At 72.7% G+C, this 14608-nt stretch carries 16 protein-coding genes; 11 read left to right on the forward strand and 5 right to left on the reverse strand.

Annotated features, from left to right (window positions below):
* Positions 1–70 precede the first annotated feature (70 nt).
* Together ACXJKG_RS00965 and ACXJKG_RS00970 are read left to right on the forward strand one after the other, a co-directional pair.
* Positions 71–1291, forward strand: a complete 1221-nt coding sequence (locus tag ACXJKG_RS00965; protein WP_456843888.1) for a pyrophosphate--fructose-6-phosphate 1-phosphotransferase — start codon at positions 71–73, stop codon at positions 1289–1291.
* On the forward strand, positions 1288–2640 hold the full coding sequence (locus tag ACXJKG_RS00970; protein WP_456843889.1) for a class II 3-deoxy-7-phosphoheptulonate synthase: 1353 nt from the start codon (positions 1288–1290) through the stop codon (positions 2638–2640). The genes ACXJKG_RS00965 and ACXJKG_RS00970 overlap by 4 nt, the downstream gene beginning before the upstream one ends.
* 49 nt (positions 2641–2689) lie before the next feature.
* On the opposite strand, the gene pknB is transcribed toward ACXJKG_RS00970, so the two are convergent.
* Both pknB and ACXJKG_RS00980 read right to left on the reverse strand, forming a co-directional pair.
* Entirely contained in the window at positions 2690–4735 is a 2046-nt protein-coding gene (gene pknB / locus ACXJKG_RS00975; protein ID WP_456843890.1) for a Stk1 family PASTA domain-containing Ser/Thr kinase, read from the reverse strand.
* Between the two features lie 48 nt (positions 4736–4783).
* The gene (locus tag ACXJKG_RS00980; protein ID WP_456843891.1) at positions 4784–5944 is read right to left on the reverse strand and encodes a LysM peptidoglycan-binding domain-containing protein; all 1161 of its coding nucleotides are present in this window, start codon (positions 5942–5944) and stop codon (positions 4784–4786) included.
* A gap of 144 nt (positions 5945–6088) precedes the next feature.
* On the opposite strand from ACXJKG_RS00980, the gene ACXJKG_RS00985 reads away from it, so the two are divergent.
* Positions 6089–6502, forward strand: coding sequence for an Rv2175c family DNA-binding protein (locus tag ACXJKG_RS00985; RefSeq protein ID WP_456843892.1), 414 nt, complete (start codon positions 6089–6091; stop codon positions 6500–6502).
* A gap of 3 nt (positions 6503–6505) precedes the next feature.
* Here the strand turns inward: ACXJKG_RS00985 and ACXJKG_RS00990 are convergent, their stop codons facing one another.
* Together ACXJKG_RS00990 and ACXJKG_RS00995 are read right to left on the reverse strand one after the other, a co-directional pair.
* On the reverse strand, positions 6506–7627 hold the full coding sequence (locus tag ACXJKG_RS00990) for a polyprenyl synthetase family protein (RefSeq protein ID WP_456843893.1): 1122 nt from the start codon (positions 7625–7627) through the stop codon (positions 6506–6508).
* Positions 7628–7637: 10 nt separating this feature from the next.
* A complete protein-coding gene (locus ACXJKG_RS00995; protein ID WP_456843894.1) occupies positions 7638–8192 on the reverse strand; it encodes a hypothetical protein in 555 nt (184 codons plus the stop codon).
* Between the two features lie 122 nt (positions 8193–8314).
* Between ACXJKG_RS00995 and ACXJKG_RS01000 the strand changes: the two genes are divergently transcribed.
* The 8 genes from ACXJKG_RS01000 to ACXJKG_RS01035 all read left to right on the forward strand — a co-directional run bounded on the left by ACXJKG_RS01000 (position 8315) and on the right by ACXJKG_RS01035 (position 14235).
* On the forward strand, positions 8315–9439 hold the full coding sequence (locus ACXJKG_RS01000) for a DUF4192 domain-containing protein (protein WP_456843895.1): 1125 nt from the start codon (positions 8315–8317) through the stop codon (positions 9437–9439).
* 97 nt (positions 9440–9536) lie between these two features.
* A complete protein-coding gene (locus tag ACXJKG_RS01005) occupies positions 9537–9932 on the forward strand; it encodes a universal stress protein (RefSeq protein WP_456843896.1) in 396 nt (131 codons plus the stop codon).
* Between the two features lie 237 nt (positions 9933–10169).
* Entirely contained in the window at positions 10170–11756 is a 1587-nt protein-coding gene (locus tag ACXJKG_RS01010) for an RNA polymerase sigma factor (RefSeq protein ID WP_456843897.1), read from the forward strand.
* A 238-nt stretch (positions 11757–11994) separates the two neighbouring features.
* A complete protein-coding gene (locus ACXJKG_RS01015) occupies positions 11995–12672 on the forward strand; it encodes an FMN-dependent NADH-azoreductase (RefSeq protein ID WP_456843898.1) in 678 nt (225 codons plus the stop codon).
* A gap of 91 nt (positions 12673–12763) precedes the next feature.
* Entirely contained in the window at positions 12764–13123 is a 360-nt protein-coding gene (locus tag ACXJKG_RS01020; RefSeq protein WP_456843899.1) for a VOC family protein, read from the forward strand.
* Entirely contained in the window at positions 13120–13473 is a 354-nt protein-coding gene (locus ACXJKG_RS01025) for an ArsR/SmtB family transcription factor (protein WP_456843900.1), read from the forward strand. The genes ACXJKG_RS01020 and ACXJKG_RS01025 overlap by 4 nt, the downstream gene beginning before the upstream one ends.
* Positions 13460–13954: an SRPBCC domain-containing protein gene (locus ACXJKG_RS01030; RefSeq protein WP_456843901.1), complete on the forward strand. Its 495-nt coding sequence runs from the start codon at positions 13460–13462 to the stop codon at positions 13952–13954. Before ACXJKG_RS01025 ends, ACXJKG_RS01030 begins: the two co-directional genes overlap by 14 nt.
* The gene (locus ACXJKG_RS01035; protein ID WP_456843902.1) at positions 13951–14235 is read left to right on the forward strand and encodes a YciI family protein; all 285 of its coding nucleotides are present in this window, start codon (positions 13951–13953) and stop codon (positions 14233–14235) included. The genes ACXJKG_RS01030 and ACXJKG_RS01035 overlap by 4 nt, the downstream gene beginning before the upstream one ends.
* A gap of 67 nt (positions 14236–14302) precedes the next feature.
* Here ACXJKG_RS01035 and ACXJKG_RS01040 read toward each other — a convergent pair whose 3' ends face one another.
* Complete coding sequence (locus ACXJKG_RS01040) at positions 14303–14512, reverse strand: DUF7455 domain-containing protein (RefSeq protein WP_315096168.1); 210 nt, start codon at positions 14510–14512, stop codon at positions 14303–14305.
* Positions 14513–14608: the final 96 nt, after the last annotated feature.

The raw sequence follows: 14608 nt of genomic DNA on the forward strand, positions 1-14608 counted from the left end.
GCCTGAGCGCCGACTTTGGGGCGCGCCGCCGCAACGTGCGCGCCGACGGTGTCAACGAGAGGTGTTTCTCATGTCGGTTCGTCGCGTCGCCCTCCTGACCGCAGGTGGCTTCGCCCCGTGCCTGTCGTCCGCCGTCGGCGGGCTCATCGAGCGGTACACGGAGATCGCTCCCGACATCGAGATCATCGCGTACGAGCACGGTTACTACGGGCTGCTGCGCGGCGACAAGATCGTCATCGACGACGAGACGCGCGCGAAGGCCGGCATCCTGCACAAGTTCGGCGGGTCTCCCATCGGCAACTCGCGGGTCAAGCTCACCAACGCGGCCGACTGCGTGAAGCGCGGGCTGGTCAAGGAGGGCGAGGACCCGCTGCAGGTGGCCGCCGAGCGCCTCAAGGCGGACGGCGTTGACGTGCTGCACACCATCGGTGGCGACGACACGAACACCACCGCGGCCGACCTCGCCGCCTACCTCCACGAGAACGGCTACGAGCTCACGGTGGTGGGCCTGCCCAAGACCATCGACAACGACGTGGTGCCCATCAAGCAGTCGCTCGGAGCGTGGACCGCGGCCGAGGAGGCCGCCGGCTTCGCCGCGAACATCATCGGCGAGCACCGCTCGGGCCCGCGCATGCTCATCGTGCACGAGGTCATGGGGCGGCACTGCGGGTGGCTCACCGCCGCCACCGCGGCCGACTACCGCAAGTGGCTCGACACGCAGGAGTGGGTGCCCGGCATCGGCCTCACGCGCGAGCGCTGGGACATCCACGCCGTCTTCCTGCCCGAGCTGGCGCTGGACATCGACGCCGAGGCCGCGCGCCTCAAGACGATCATGGACGAGCAGGGCAACGTCAACATCTTCCTGTCCGAGGGCGCGGGCATGCACGAGATCGTCGACCAGCTCGAGTCGTCCGGCACGGAGGTGCTGCGCGACGCGTTCGGGCACGTGCGCCTGGACACGATCAACCCGGGCCAGTGGTTCGCCAAGCAGTTCGCCGAGAAGCTGGGCGCCGAGAAGGTCATGGTGCAGAAGTCCGGCTACTACTCGCGCGCCGCGGCGGCGAACGCCGAGGACCTGCGACTCATCAAGTCGATGACCGACCTGGCCGTCGAGTGCGCGCTGCGCGGGGAGTCGGGCGTCATCGGGCACGACGAGGAGCAGGGCGACGTGCTGCGTGCCATCGAGTTCCCGCGCATCGCCGGTGGCAAGGCGTTCGACGTGTCGCAGCCCTGGTTCGGTGCGCTCCTGGCGGACATCGGTCAGCCCCTCGTCCCGGCCAGCCACTCATGAGCGTCGAGCCGGACCCCCAGGTCGTCGCGGGGCTCGACGCCTGGCGCTCGATGTCGGCCGTGCAGCAGCCGCACTGGCCGGACGCGACCGCCCTCGACGCCGTCACGACGCGCCTGTCCACGCTGCCGCCGCTGGTGTTCGCCGGCGAGGCCGACCACCTGCGCGCCCAGCTCGCCGCGGCGGGCCGGGGCGAGGCGTTCCTGCTCCAGGGCGGCGACTGCGCCGAGACCTTCGGCGAGGCCACGGCCGACAACATCCGCAACAAGATCAAGACGATCCTGCAGATGGCCGTCGTGCTCACGTACGGCGCCAGCCTGCCGGTCATCAAGATGGGCCGCATGGCCGGGCAGTACGCCAAGCCGCGCAGCTCCGACTCCGAGACGCGCGACGGGGTCACCCTGCCGGCGTTCCGTGGCGACATCATCAACGGCTACGAGTTCACGCCCGAGGCCCGCACGCCGGACCCGCAGCGCCTGCTCGAGGCGTACCACACGTCCGCGTCGACGCTGAACCTCATCCGGGCGTTCACCACGGGTGGCTTCGCGTCGCTGCTGCGCGTGCACGAGTGGAACCGCGGCTTCATGGCGAACCCGGCGTACTCCCGGTACGAGGAGATCGCGGCCGAGATCGACCGCGCCATCCGGTTCATGGCCGCGTGCGGCGCCGACTTCGACGCGCTGCGCTCGGTCGACTTCTTCTCCAGCCACGAGGGCCTGCTGCTCGACTACGAGCGCCCGCTGACCCGCATCGACTCGCGGACCGGGCTGCCGTACGACTGCTCGAGCCACTTCGTGTGGATCGGGGAGCGGACCCGGCAGCTCGACGGGGCGCACGTGGACTACTTCTCGCGCGTGCAGAACCCGCTGGGCATCAAGCTCGGTCCGACGACCACCGGCGACGACGCGCTCGCGCTCATCGACAAGCTGAACCCGCAGGGCGAGGCCGGTCGCATCACCTTCATCACGCGCATGGGCGCCGGCAAGGTCCGGGACCTGCTGCCCGCGCTCGTCGAGAAGGTCACCGCGGACGGTCGACCCGTCACCTGGGTGTGCGACCCGATGCACGGCAACGGGATCACGTCCGCGTCCGGCTACAAGACGCGTCGGTTCTCCGACGTGATGGACGAGGTGGCGGGCTTCTTCGAGGTGCACCGCGGCCTCGGCACCGTCCCCGGCGGCCTGCACATCGAGCTCACCGGCGACGACGTCACCGAGGTGCTCGGCGGCACGGAGGAGATCGACGACGAGGGCCTGGCCCGCCGCTACGAGACCCTCGTGGACCCGCGCCTGAACCACCAGCAGTCGCTCGAGATGGCGTTCCAGGTGGTCGAGCTGCTCCGCGCGAGCTGACGCACCTGCGACGACGCCCCGGCCGCCCCGAGCTGCCGGGGCGTCGTCGTCACCAGATGGTGACGGTGACGGTGCTGCCCTTGGGCGCCTGCGAGCCCGCGGCGGTGTCCTGGAACCGGACGCGGTCGAGGATGCCGCCCAGGTACTTCTGCGCCTTGTAGACCAGGCCGGCGGCCTCGATCGCCTGCTTGGCGCCCGCCCCGTTCTTCCCGACGACGTCGGGCACCGTCACCAGCTCGGGACCCTTGCTCACCGTCACCGCGATGACGTCGCCGCGGTGCCCGGCGGTGTTGGCGGCCGGGTTCTGGTCGATGATCAGGCCCTTGCCGACGGTGTCGCTGAACGCCTCGGTCGGCGCGAGCGTGAGGGCGTCGGGCGCGAGCTGGTTCGTGGCGTCCTCGACGGAGGCGCCGACCACGGAGGTGATGGTGACCGGCGCGCGTCCGCTGGAGACCGTCAGCGTGATCTTGTCCCCGCGCAGCGCCTGCGCCCCCGGGTCCGCCGGGGCTCCGCTCGGCAGCGTGGCGCTGATGACCTTCCCGTTCTCCACCGTGTCGCTGGTGGCCGGGTCCGTGTAGACGGGCTCCAGGGCGGCGGCCCGCAGCGTGGCGTCGGCGGCGGCCTGCATCTGCCCGACCACCCCGTCGGGGACCTGCACGTAGTCCGGCCCCTTCGAGATGGTGAACGTGACCGTGCCGTCCTTGCGGATCCGCTCGCCCTGTCCGGGGTCGGCCACGAAGACGAGGCCGGCCTGGGCCGTGGGATCGAAGTCGGAGGTGGCCTTCGCGCCCAGCCCGGCGCGCGTCAGGATCTCGGTCGCGTGCGCCTCGTCCTGGCCGATGATCGTCGGCACGGTCGTGTAGGCGCCCGGACCCTGCTGGAGGTACCACCAGGCGCCGCCGCCGATCAGAGCGGCCAGGAGCGCGAGCAGGACGATCCAGCGGGCGCGGTGATGCCGGACCGGCGGGGGCGCGTCGTGGGGGCCCGTGCGCAGCACCTCGGCGCTGACGCCGAGGCCGATGGGCAGCGCGACCGTGGTGCCGCGGCCGTCGCCCGTCTCGATCAGCGTGGTCTCGTCCTGGTCCGGGTCGGACCGCTCGTCGATGTCGGGCTTGGCCAGCTCGTCGACGGGCTCGTCGCCGTCCGAGGCCTCCGTGTCGAGATCCGTCTCGGCCGGGTCGGTGGCGGTGGGCAGCACGATGGAGGGCTCGACGKMCGCGTGSCGGGCGAGGGTCTCSTCGTCGAGSGYGGCKCGGGTGCGGCGCAGSAGSGCCAGCGCGGCAGCGGCGTCGACCGGGCGGTCGTCGGGGTCGCGCGCGGCGAGCGCGCGCACSGCGTCGTCGATCTCGATGGGCAGCCAGTCGGCCTGCTCCGACGGCGCCGGTACGTCGTTGTTGACGTGCTGGAACGCCACCTGGATCGGCGTCTCGCCGGTGAAGGGCTGGCGCCCCGTGAGCATCTCGAACAGGAGGATGCCGCACGCGTACACGTCGGTCCGGGCATCGCTGACGCCGCGGACGACCAGCTCGGGAGCCAGGTACGCGACCGTGCCGAGCACCGTGCCGGTGGTGGTCGAGGTGACCTCGGTGACCGCGCGCGCGAGCCCGAAGTCCGCCAGCTTCACGCGGCCGTCGGTGGCGAGGAGCACGTTCTCGGGCTTGATGTCGCGGTGCACCAGGCCGACGCGGTGCGCGGCGGCCAGCGCGTCGAGCACGTTCTCCCCGATGCGCAGGGCGTCGCCGACGGTCAGCGCGCCCCGCTCGCCGAGGTAGCGGCGCAGGTTGGACCCGTCGATGTACTCCATCGTCAGGTAGCTGGTCTCGCCGTCGACACCCTGGTCGTACACGCCGACCAGCCCGGGGTGCGTCAGCCGGGCAGCGGTGCGCGCCTCCCGCCGGAAGCGGGCGACGAAGTCGGTGCCGGACGTGCCCTCGGCCAGGTGGGCGTGCATCACCTTCAGCGCGACGTCGCGGTCCAGGCGCCGGTCGACCGCGAGGTACACGGTCGCCATGCCGCCGCGGGCGATGCGGGACACGACCTCGTACCGGCTGTCGACCAGGCGGCCGACGAGCGGATCGGTGACGGTGGCTCCCACGGCAGGGAGTCTACGGTCGGGAGTGCGGCGCGTCCCGCAGGCGGGGCCTCAGTGGAAGCGCGTCATGTGGGTCTGGACGTTGGCGACATAGCGCCGCGTGTCCGCGAACATGCCGTTGCGCTGCACCGATGACGCGCCCTGGTAGTACCCGGCGATCGCCGTCGGCAGGTCGGGGGCGTTCTGCACGAGCGCCCGCAGGATCGCGACGCCGGCGGTGACGTTGTCGTCCGGGTCGACGAGATTCAGCTGCCGGCCGACCAGGTCCGACGCCCACGAGCCCGAGCTCGGGATGACCTGCATGGTGCCGATGGCGTTGGCGGGGGAGACGACCGCGTGGTTGAACCCCGACTCCTGGAACGCGACCGCCTGGGCGAGCGCCGCGTCGACGCCCATCGCCCGTGCCGTCGCGGCGACCTTGGCCTGCATCTCGGACTTCGAGGGCACGGCCGACCCGCGCAGGGTCGCGAGGTTCGCGTTGGCTGCCGCGACCACCGAGTCGGCGTACGTGCGGCCGGCGAAGGTGCTGCCGACGGCGGACGGGGCGGCGACCGGGACGGGCACCGTGAGCGTCTGGCCGATCTTGATCATGGCGCGCGCGCCCAGGCCGTTCGCCGCGACGATCGCCGCGACCGTCGTCCCCTTCGCGGCGGCGATACCCGTGACGGTGTCGCCCGAGCGCACCGTGTAGGCCACGGAGGAGGTCGCCTGGGCCACTGCGGCCGGGGCCGGCGCCGACGACGTGCCCCCGCCGCCCGGGACCGACAGCGTCTGCCCGATCCGGATGAGCGCGCGCGAGTCGAGCCCGTTGGCGGCGACGATCGCCTGGACGGACGTCCCGAGCTTGACCGCGATGTGGCTCACGGTGTCGCCCGAGACGACGGTGTAGGAGCCGGCGGCCGGCGCGGGGGCGGCGGGCGCGGCTGCCGGGGCGGGAGCGGCGGACGACGCCGACGGGATCGTGAGCACCTGGCCGATCCGGATCCGCGAGGCGTCCGCGAGCGCGTTGGCCCGGGTGATCGCGGCGACGGTGGTGCCGCTGCGGGCGGCGATGTGGCTGACCGTGTCCCCGGTGCGGACGGTGTAGCTGTCGTCGGCCTGGGCGGCGCCCCCCGTCGCGGTCACGGCGACCGCGGCGAGCGCGAGCGTGGCACCGGTGCCGGTGGCGACGCGACGCAGCCCGTCGGCGCGGGCGGTGGCGTGCTGCGACATGGGACCTACCTCGTGGTGCGAAAGTGAACGGATGTGGCCTGTGTGACTGGTGTGACAGAATGTGAACGTATCCGAATACCGCAAGGGGCGAAAGCGCGTGGGGGAATTGCGCCGGTGTAATTCCCGGATGCGTACTCTTGTCGGGTGAACGATTCCTCAGATGCCCTCGACCGACTGGTCGACGAGTGGCTCACCGTCCCTGATGTCGCCGACCGGGTCGGCCTCGACGCGTCGAAGGTCCGCCGGATCGTGCAGGAGCGCAAGCTGGTCGGCGTGCGCCGCGGAGACCCCCGGGTGTTCTCGATCCCGGCCGCATTCCTCGTCCCTGGCCACCTGGCCAACCCTGCTCAGCCCACGCATCCCGACGCCGATCAGCCGTGGACGGTCCTCGCGTCCCTGCAGGGCACGCTGACGGTGCTGTCCGACGCCGGGTTCTCCGACGAGGCCGCGATCGAGTGGCTCTTCACGCCCGACGACTCGCTGCCCGGCTCGCCCATCGATGCGCTGCGCGCGGGCCGCAAGACCGAGATCCGTCGACGGGCCGCCGCCGAGCTCTGAGGGTCAGGCGCGGCGGTCGACCGCGGCGTGCGCGAGGCCGATCAGCTGCGCGCGCGCCGGCTCGCGCCAGGGGCGGCCGTCCATCAGGGCGAACGCGCGGGCGGCGAGGTCGTCGATCAGGGTCTCGACRTCGTCGGGGGCCCCGGTGCGCCGGATCGCCTCGGCGAGGACGGCGACGTCCGCCTCGGTGAGCGTCCGGTCGCCGAGACGCTCGCGCAGCAGCTGCACGGTGGCGTCGTCGGAGGCGGCGCGGGCCCGGGCGACCGCCCGCGCGGCCAGCACCGTGCGCTTGCCCTCGCGCAGGTCGTCCCCCGCGGGCTTGCCCGTGGTCGCGGGGTCGCCGAACACCCCGAGCAGGTCGTCCCGGAGCTGGAACGCCTCGCCGAGCGGCAGGCCCAGCGCGCGGCACGCCTCGAGCTCGGCCTCGTCGGCGTCCGCGAGCGCGGCGCCCAGCACGATCGGGTGCTCCACGCTGTACCGGGCCGCCTTGGCCCGGATGACCTCGCGCGCACGGGCCTCGTCTCGAGCCGGGTCGTCGCCCCACGGCAGGGCCTGCGCCAGCACGTCGAGGTACTGACCGACCGTGACCTCGGTCCGCATCAGGTCGAAGACGACCCGCGCCCGCTCCGCGCGGGGGATCGGCTGCAGCGCGAGGGCTCCCGCGAACTCCTGCTCGCTCGCGATGAGGGTGAGGTCCCCGAGCAGGATGGCGGCCGACATCCCGAACCGCTCGGCGTCACCCGTCAGCCCGTGCCGGTCKTGCACGGCCGCGAAGGCGCGGTGCGCGGCGGGGAACCCGCGTCGCGTGTCGGAGTCGTCCATCACGTCGTCGTGGAACAGGGCCGCGGCCTGGAACAGCTCGAGCGCCGCTCCGACACGGAGGACCGCGTCCGCCTCGGGCGTGTCGGGGATGCCGCCGTGCGCCCGCCACGACCAGTAGCAGAACGCCGCGCGCAGCCGCTTGCCGCCCGTGAGCATCTGCGCCACGGCGTCGGCCAGCACGTCGGCGTCGTCGCTCGCCGCCGCCAGGACGGTGCGCAGCTGGGCAACGTGCCTGGTCAGCAGCTCGTCGATGCGGGTGCGGACGTCCTCGACGTCGACGAGGGCCGGGGTTGCTGCGCTCACGCGGGGCAGCCTACGGCGCCGGGAGACGCACCCGCCCCCCGAGGGTGAGGGTGCGCTGGCCGTCGCGGTCGAGGATGCCCACGACGAGCAGCTCCGAGCCGTCGCCGCGGGAGAACGTCGACTGCGCCGCGAGGCCCGGTTCCGCCGCGGGCGGCGTGCCCTCCGTGAACCCCGCGGCGACGAGCGGGGCGCTCACCGCGGCAAGCAGGCCGGCCGCGTCCTGGCCGGTGCGCAGGTTGAGGCTGATCTCGGTGAGGTCCGTCCCCTCGACCGGTTCCGCCGACGAGACGAGCACCTCGGCGCCCTCCGGCACCGGGACGAGCGTGACGGGGAAGCCGGCGGCGAGCTCGCCGACCGCCGAGCTCGTGCTGTCCGTCCCGTCGGGCAGGAGGGTCTCCGTCGGGCTCGGCGCCGGTGTCGCGACGGCGACCGCGCTGCCGGTGGGGGACTCTCGACCTGGGCCGCTGGTCGAGCACGCAGCGCTCGACGCGCAGACGGCGAGCGCCACGACGACGGCCGTGAGGCCGGATCGGGCGCGCGTCGAGATCGCGGCAGGGCTGGGCATCGGCACAGGCTAGCGGCCCGACCCAGGTGGTGAGCCGCCCACAAGCCCCGCGGCCGACGGGCTCGTGCACAGATCGGTCGGCGACGGGCCTCCGAGAGCGCCGGCTCGGGTGGGCTGGCGCCATGCAGACCACCACGCTCCGGGTGAGTGAGCCCCGGGAGATCCTCGCGCTCGTGCCGCACCGGCTCGGCTTCCGCCCGCGCGACAGCGCCGTCGCGGTCAGCCTCCGGCCACCCCGCGGCGTGGTCGGCCTCGTCGTGCGGGTCGACCTGGTGCACCTCGCCGACGAGTCGGACGGGCCCCTGCTCGCGCGGTCGCTCGTCTCGCTCCTGGACCGTGATGCCGCCCGGCGGGGCATCCTCGTCCTCTACACCGACCATGACCCGCGGGGCGAGGACGGGCCTGAGCAGCGGGCGACCCGGCACTTCCGCGAGGCCGCGGGCAGGGCGCTCGGCGACATCCACGTCTGGGTCGTCACCCCGGAGGGCTACTTCGCGCTCGACTGCCACGACGCCTGCTGCCCGCCGGGCGGCCGGCCGCTCCGTGACCTCGAGAGCACCCAGGTCGGCRCCACGCTGGTGCTGGCCGGCTCGGCCGTCGCCGACTCGCGGGAGGACATCGCCCGGATCCACCCGGCGCACGGGGAGATCCGTCGGTCGGTCGCCCGGGTGCGCCGCCGGTGGGAGCGGCGCCGGCAGGACGCCGTTGCCGCAGGTCCCGACGAGGTGACGAGGTGGCGGGAGGAGTCGCTCGCGGCCTGGCGGGCGGCGGTCGCGCTGGTGGCCACCGACGGGCCCGGGTCGGGTGGCGCGCCGTGGGGCCGCCTGGAGGTGGGAATCGCGGACAAGCCRGTCCGCGACGCGGTCCTGGTGTCGCTGGTCCCCGGGACCGGTGACCTCCCGGAGCGGTGCGTCCGGGGCGAGGACGCGACGCCGGAGCTGGACGCGGCGCTCTCGGGGGCGATGGCGATGATCATCGACCCGCGCCRGGGAGTCGTCCCGCCGGAGCGGGCCACCACGGTGCACGAGGCGGTCCTCGAGGCGATGGTCGCCCGCGGGCGGACGGGGGCGCAGGCGCCGGCGCTGACGCTCCTGGCRCTGCTGGCGTGGTGGCGCGGGGACGGGGCTCGTGCACGCGTGCTGCTCGACGGTGCCCTCGACGCCGAGCCCGGGTACCGGCTGGCCGAGCTGCTCGACGACACCCTCCGCGCCGCCATCCCGCCCGGCTGGGTCCGGCATGTCGACTGACCTGCGGTGAGATCCCACGCGGTGCGCTCGTCGCCGCCCGCGGCCTCCGGTAGCGTCACGGTCACGGCGGTGTTGCCGCCGGACGAGGGGAGGACCGATGGGCATCGTGGTCGGCTATCTGGCCACTCCGGAAGGTCGGGCGGCTCTCGGGGCGGCGATCGACGAGGCGCGGCAGCGCGACACCCGCGTCGTGGTCGTCGTCAGTGCGCGACCCGACGAGCCGGAGGAGCAGCGCAGCGCTGTCGAGGCGGAGCTGGACCGGGTCCGGGCCGAGCTGGTCGCGGCGGGCGTCGACCACGAGGTGCGACTGCTGCGAGGGGGCGACGTCGCGGACGACCTGATCGCCACGGCGGAGCAGGTCGACGCCCAGCTCGTCGTCCTCGGCCTGCGACGGCGCAGCCCGGTCGGCAAGCTGATCCTGGGCGCCAACGCCCAGCGCGTGCTCTTCGACGCCCCGTGCCCGGTCCTGACGGTCAAACCGGGTCCGGCCTGACCGGACGGAAGACCCCGACGGCGCTCGGACCGTCTCACGGTCCGACCCGCCGATCACCCGAGAAACGGGCGGGAATCTCTCGCGCGCCCCGTTCGTTGAGCACGAGGACCCCCTGAGAGCCGTCCCTGACGGTCGTGTCGTCGTGCCCGTGGTAGCGCCGAGCGGCCCGTGGGGTCGGTACAATGTCTATCTACCTCCCGGCCCCGTTCCGGGTGTCGCGCTGCCGAAAGGTCGTTCGTGTCGTCCCAGACCCCGCATCCCGCTCTTCCGCGTGAGTTCGAGCACCCTGCCCTCCAGGACCTCGTCGTGCGCGGGCGCACCCACGGCACCGTGGGCGCCGAGGAGCTGCGCACCGCGTGCGAGCAGGCGGACGTCCAGGACGCCAAGCGTCTGCGCGCCGTCGTCCGTGGCCTCGCGACCGCCGGCATCGGCGTCCGCGAGCCTGCCGCCGCTGCCGCTCCTGCTCGAGCCGTCGCCGCGACGAGCGCCAAGGCGCGCCCGTCCACCAAGGCCGTGGTGACCGCCGACGACGCGGCCGCGGCTCCGGCCAAGCCCGCGACCGCTCGCGCGACGGCCGCCAAGACCACCGCCGCCAAGACCACGGCCGCCAAGACTRCCGCGGCCAAGCCGGCCGCAGCGAAGACCGCCGCCGCCAAGAAGGCCGCGACCGCTCCCGGCGCCGCKGAGGCCGTCGAGGACGAGGTCGTCGAGGGCGAGGAGATCGACATCGAGGCCATCGAGGAGGTCGTCGTCGAGGCCGTCGAGGTGGTCGAGGACGCGGCCGACGACGAGGACTCCGAGGACGGCGACGAGAAGAAGCCGGCGGCCAAGGAGGAGGAGTCAGAGGACAGCGGCTTCGTCTACTCCGACGCCGACGACGACGACGCCCCCGCGCAGCAGGTCGTCACCGCCGGCGCCACGGCCGACCCGGTCAAGGACTACCTCAAGCAGATCGGCAAGGTCGCGCTGCTGAACGCCGAGCAGGAGGTGGACCTCGCCAAGCGGATCGAGGCCGGCCTGTTCGCCGAGGAGCGGCTGAACGCGGGCATCACGATGGAGCCCAAGATCAAGCGCGAGCTCGAGTGGATCGCGAACGACGGTCGTCGGGCGAAGAACCACCTGCTCGAGGCCAACCTGCGCCTCGTCGTCTCGCTGGCCAAGCGCTACACCGGCCGCGGCATGCTGTTCCTGGACCTGATCCAGGAGGGCAACCTCGGTCTGATCCGCGCGGTCGAGAAGTTCGACTACACCAAGGGCTACAAGTTCTCGACGTACGCCACGTGGTGGATCCGGCAGGCGATCACCCGCGCGATGGCCGACCAGGCCCGCACCATCCGTATCCCGGTGCACATGGTCGAGGTCATCAACAAGCTCGCCCGYGTCCAGCGGCAGATGCTCCAGGACCTGGGCCGCGAGCCCACGCCCGAGGAGCTCGCCAAGGAGCTCGACATGACCCCCGAGAAGGTCGTCGAGGTCCAGAAGTACGGCCGCGAGCCCATCTCGCTGCACACGCCGCTCGGCGAGGACGGTGACAGCGAGTTCGGTGACCTCATCGAGGACTCCGAGGCTGTCGTCCCCGCGGACGCCGTGAGCTTTACGCTCCTGCAGGAGCAGCTGCACCAGGTGCTCGACACGCTCTCGGAGCGCGAGGCAGGCGTGGTGTCGATGCGGTTCGGCCTGACCGACGGTCAGCCCAAGACGCTCGACGAGATCGGCAAGGTCTACGGGGTCACGCGCGAGCGGATCCGCCAGATCGAGTCGAAGACCATGTCGAAGCTGCGCCACCCGTCGCGCTCGCAGGTCCTGCGGGACTACCTCGACTGACGAGCAACCCCGACGAACGACGACGAGGCCCGGACCAGGTGGTCCGGGCCTCGTCGCGTCCCGCGGGAGCCAGTCACGTCCCGCGCGAGTTCACGCGGCGGAAACGATGCGACCCCAGTCGGAAACATGCTGTCCGTAATGTCCGAAACGAGAGGTGGTCCGTCCCGACGTCGTGACCGACCACCAGCTCGTCGGTGGAACGGCCCGTCACGTCACTTCGAGGCTCTGGGGTTCCGACATGAAGCTGCTGCACATCATCGCCTCTCCCCGTCATGAGGTGTCGAACACACTCAAGGCGTCGGATGCGTTCATCGCGAGCCTGCGCGAGCACCACCCGGACGTCACCGTCGACGTCGTCGACCTGTACGACCACGACCTGCCCGCCATCGAGGGCGAGAACATCGAGGCGAAGTACAGCCTGATGGTCGGCCGCCCGATCGACCCGGCGCACGCCGACGCCTGGGCGCAGGTCGAGGCGGTGATCGCCCACTTCTTGTCGGCCGACGCCTACCTGATCAGCGCGCCGATGTGGAACCTGAGCATCCCGTACGCGCTGAAGTACTACATCGACTGCATCGTCCAGCCGGGCTACTCGTTCCGCTACGACGAGACCGGGCACGTGAGGCCGCTGGTGCTGGGCAAGAAGATGGTCGTGACGTCCTCGCGCGGCAGCGACTACTCGGCCGGCGGCCCGATGCACGCGTTCGACTTCCAGGAGCCGTACCTGCGCGCGATCTTCGGCTTCATCGGCATCACCGATGTCGAGTTCGTGAGCGCCCAGCCGATGGACGCGTCGCCCGTGCTGCGAGCCGCGGCGATCGCCGACGCGGTCGACCGGGCGCGGACGCTGGCGGCGTCGGCCGACTGGGCCGAGCTCACCGCCGACCGGGTCGCGGCGCTGCCGGTCGCCTCGTAGCGACGACGTGAGGTGTGCATCCGTCAGTCTTGACTAACGGTTAGTCAGGACTGACGATTGTCCGGTCAGAACGGCCGACCGGAGGTGGATCATGGGCAGTCCCGTCATGTGGTTCGAGATCACCAGCACGGACCCCGACCGCGCATGCGAGTTCTACACGCAGCTGTTCGGCTGGACGGGGGAGGCGCCCCCCGAGCTGGGCGGCTACACGCTCATCGACACGGGGTCGCCGGCGGAGACGGTCGGCGGCGGCATCGGCGCGGCGGACCCCGACGGGATGCCGCCGGGGATCCTGCTGTACGTCCGGGTCGAGGACCTCGGCGCGACCCTGGCCCGGGCGCAGGAGCTCGGCGGGTCCACCGTGACCCCGCCGACGAAGCTCCCGGCCGACAACGGCAGCATCGCGGTCCTCGCCGACCCCGACGGGCATGCGGTAGGACTGTGGGCGTGAGGGATACCGACACCGTTCTGCGGGCGCTGGCCGAACCCCGGCGCCGGGAGATCCTCACGCTCCTGGCGCACGACGAGGTCCCGGTCGGGCGTCTGGCCGAGGAGTTCGACGTCACGCGGAGCGCCGTCAGCCAGCACCTGCGGGTCCTGGAGGACGCCGGCCTGGTGACCCGCCGGACCGAGGGGACGCGGAACTTCTACCGGTCGCGGCCCGAGGGGCTGGCCGGACTGCGGGCCTATCTCGACGAGACGTGGGCGGCGTCGCTGGACTCGGCCCGGCGGCTCGTCGAGGCGGAGGTCGGCGTCGTCGACGCGGACGGGGCCGAGAGGGACGACCGTGCGTCGGCCTGAGCTCGCCCTCGCCGCGCCGCCGGTGCACCAGGCCACGACCGTGCGCGCGGACTTGACCAGGACGTTCGACGTGTTCGTCCGCGAGATCGGGGCGTGGTGGCCCGTCGAACCGTTCTCCGCCGGCGGGGACCGGGTGCGCGACGTGACGATGGAGCGCCGGATCGGCGGCGCCGTCGTCGAGACCTGGCACGACGGGACGACTCGGGTGTGGGGCGAGCTCGTCGCGTGGGACCCGCCGCACGGGTTCACCATGTCGTGGCTGCTCACACCGGAGCCGACGGAGGTGGAGCTGACCTTCCGCGCGCTCGGGCCCGGGCTCACCCGCGTCTCCGTCGAGCACCGCGGGTGGGAGCGCATGACCGAGGAGCAGCTGGGGGGCGCGTGCGCCCTGCCGGAGGGTTACCGCGGCGGGTCGTACGTGCGCGGCTGGGGCATGATCTTCGCCCGGCTCGTCGACCACGTCGAGGCGTCCGCACCGTGAGCGTGACCAGGTACGTCGTGCTGTACGAGTCCGGCCCGGACGTGCTCGCGCTCGCGCTCGCGCCGCTGCACATGGCGGAGCACACGGCGCACTACGAGGACTTCGCCGCGCGAGGCCTGCTGACGGGCATCGGCACGTTCGAGCAGCCCGAGGTGAACGGGTCGATGTGCGTGCTGGTCAGCCGCGAGGCCGCCGAGGAGTTCGCGGCGACGGACCCGTTCGTGGTGCACGGCGTCGTGCAGGCCTATCGGGTGCACGCCTGGGCGGACGGGCTGGGCTGAGACGGCAGGACGGACGGGGCCCGGACCATCCGGTCCGGGCCTCGTCGCAGTCGTCGGTGCCGGAGCGTCAGCTCGCGGCGCCCGCGCCGGCTCCGTGCTCAGCGAGCAGGCGGTCGGTCTCGTCCTGCACGTGGGTGGCCAGCTCGGCGAACTTCGGTGCGTGCTCGCGCGCGTGGTGCGCACAGAAGAGGAGCTCTCCCACCGGGAGGACAACTCGGACATAGGCCTGTGCGCCGCAGCGGTCGCAGCGGTCGGCCGCGGTCAGTGGATGCGTCATGGTCCCGGTCACGACTCCATAGAACCATCCCGGCCGCCATTCGCCAGCACTCGGAGCGGGTGGTTCGCTCACCGCGTAGTGGACTGTAACCGGCCC

The organism is Cellulomonas sp. P5_C6 (assembly GCF_054049635.1).

Bases quoted from the DNA above. Each gene is read 5' to 3' on its own strand.
- ACXJKG_RS01040 (WP_315096168.1), bottom strand. From the start codon at position 14,512: ATGACGCATCCACTGACCGCGGCCGACCGCTGCGACCGCTGCGGCGCA.
- ACXJKG_RS01015 (WP_456843898.1), top strand. From the start codon at position 11,995: ATGAAGCTGCTGCACATCATCGCCTCTCCCCGTCATGAGGTGTCGAAC.
- ACXJKG_RS00995 (WP_456843894.1), bottom strand. From the start codon at position 8,192: ATGCCCAGCCCTGCCGCGATCTCGACGCGCGCCCGATCCGGCCTCACG.
- ACXJKG_RS00970 (WP_456843889.1), top strand. From the start codon at position 1,288: ATGAGCGTCGAGCCGGACCCCCAGGTCGTCGCGGGGCTCGACGCCTGG.
- ACXJKG_RS00965 (WP_456843888.1), top strand. From the start codon at position 71: ATGTCGGTTCGTCGCGTCGCCCTCCTGACCGCAGGTGGCTTCGCCCCG.
- ACXJKG_RS01020 (WP_456843899.1), top strand. From the start codon at position 12,764: ATGGGCAGTCCCGTCATGTGGTTCGAGATCACCAGCACGGACCCCGAC.
- ACXJKG_RS00980 (WP_456843891.1), bottom strand. From the start codon at position 5,944: ATGTCGCAGCACGCCACCGCCCGCGCCGACGGGCTGCGTCGCGTCGCC.
- ACXJKG_RS01005 (WP_456843896.1), top strand. From the start codon at position 9,537: ATGGGCATCGTGGTCGGCTATCTGGCCACTCCGGAAGGTCGGGCGGCT.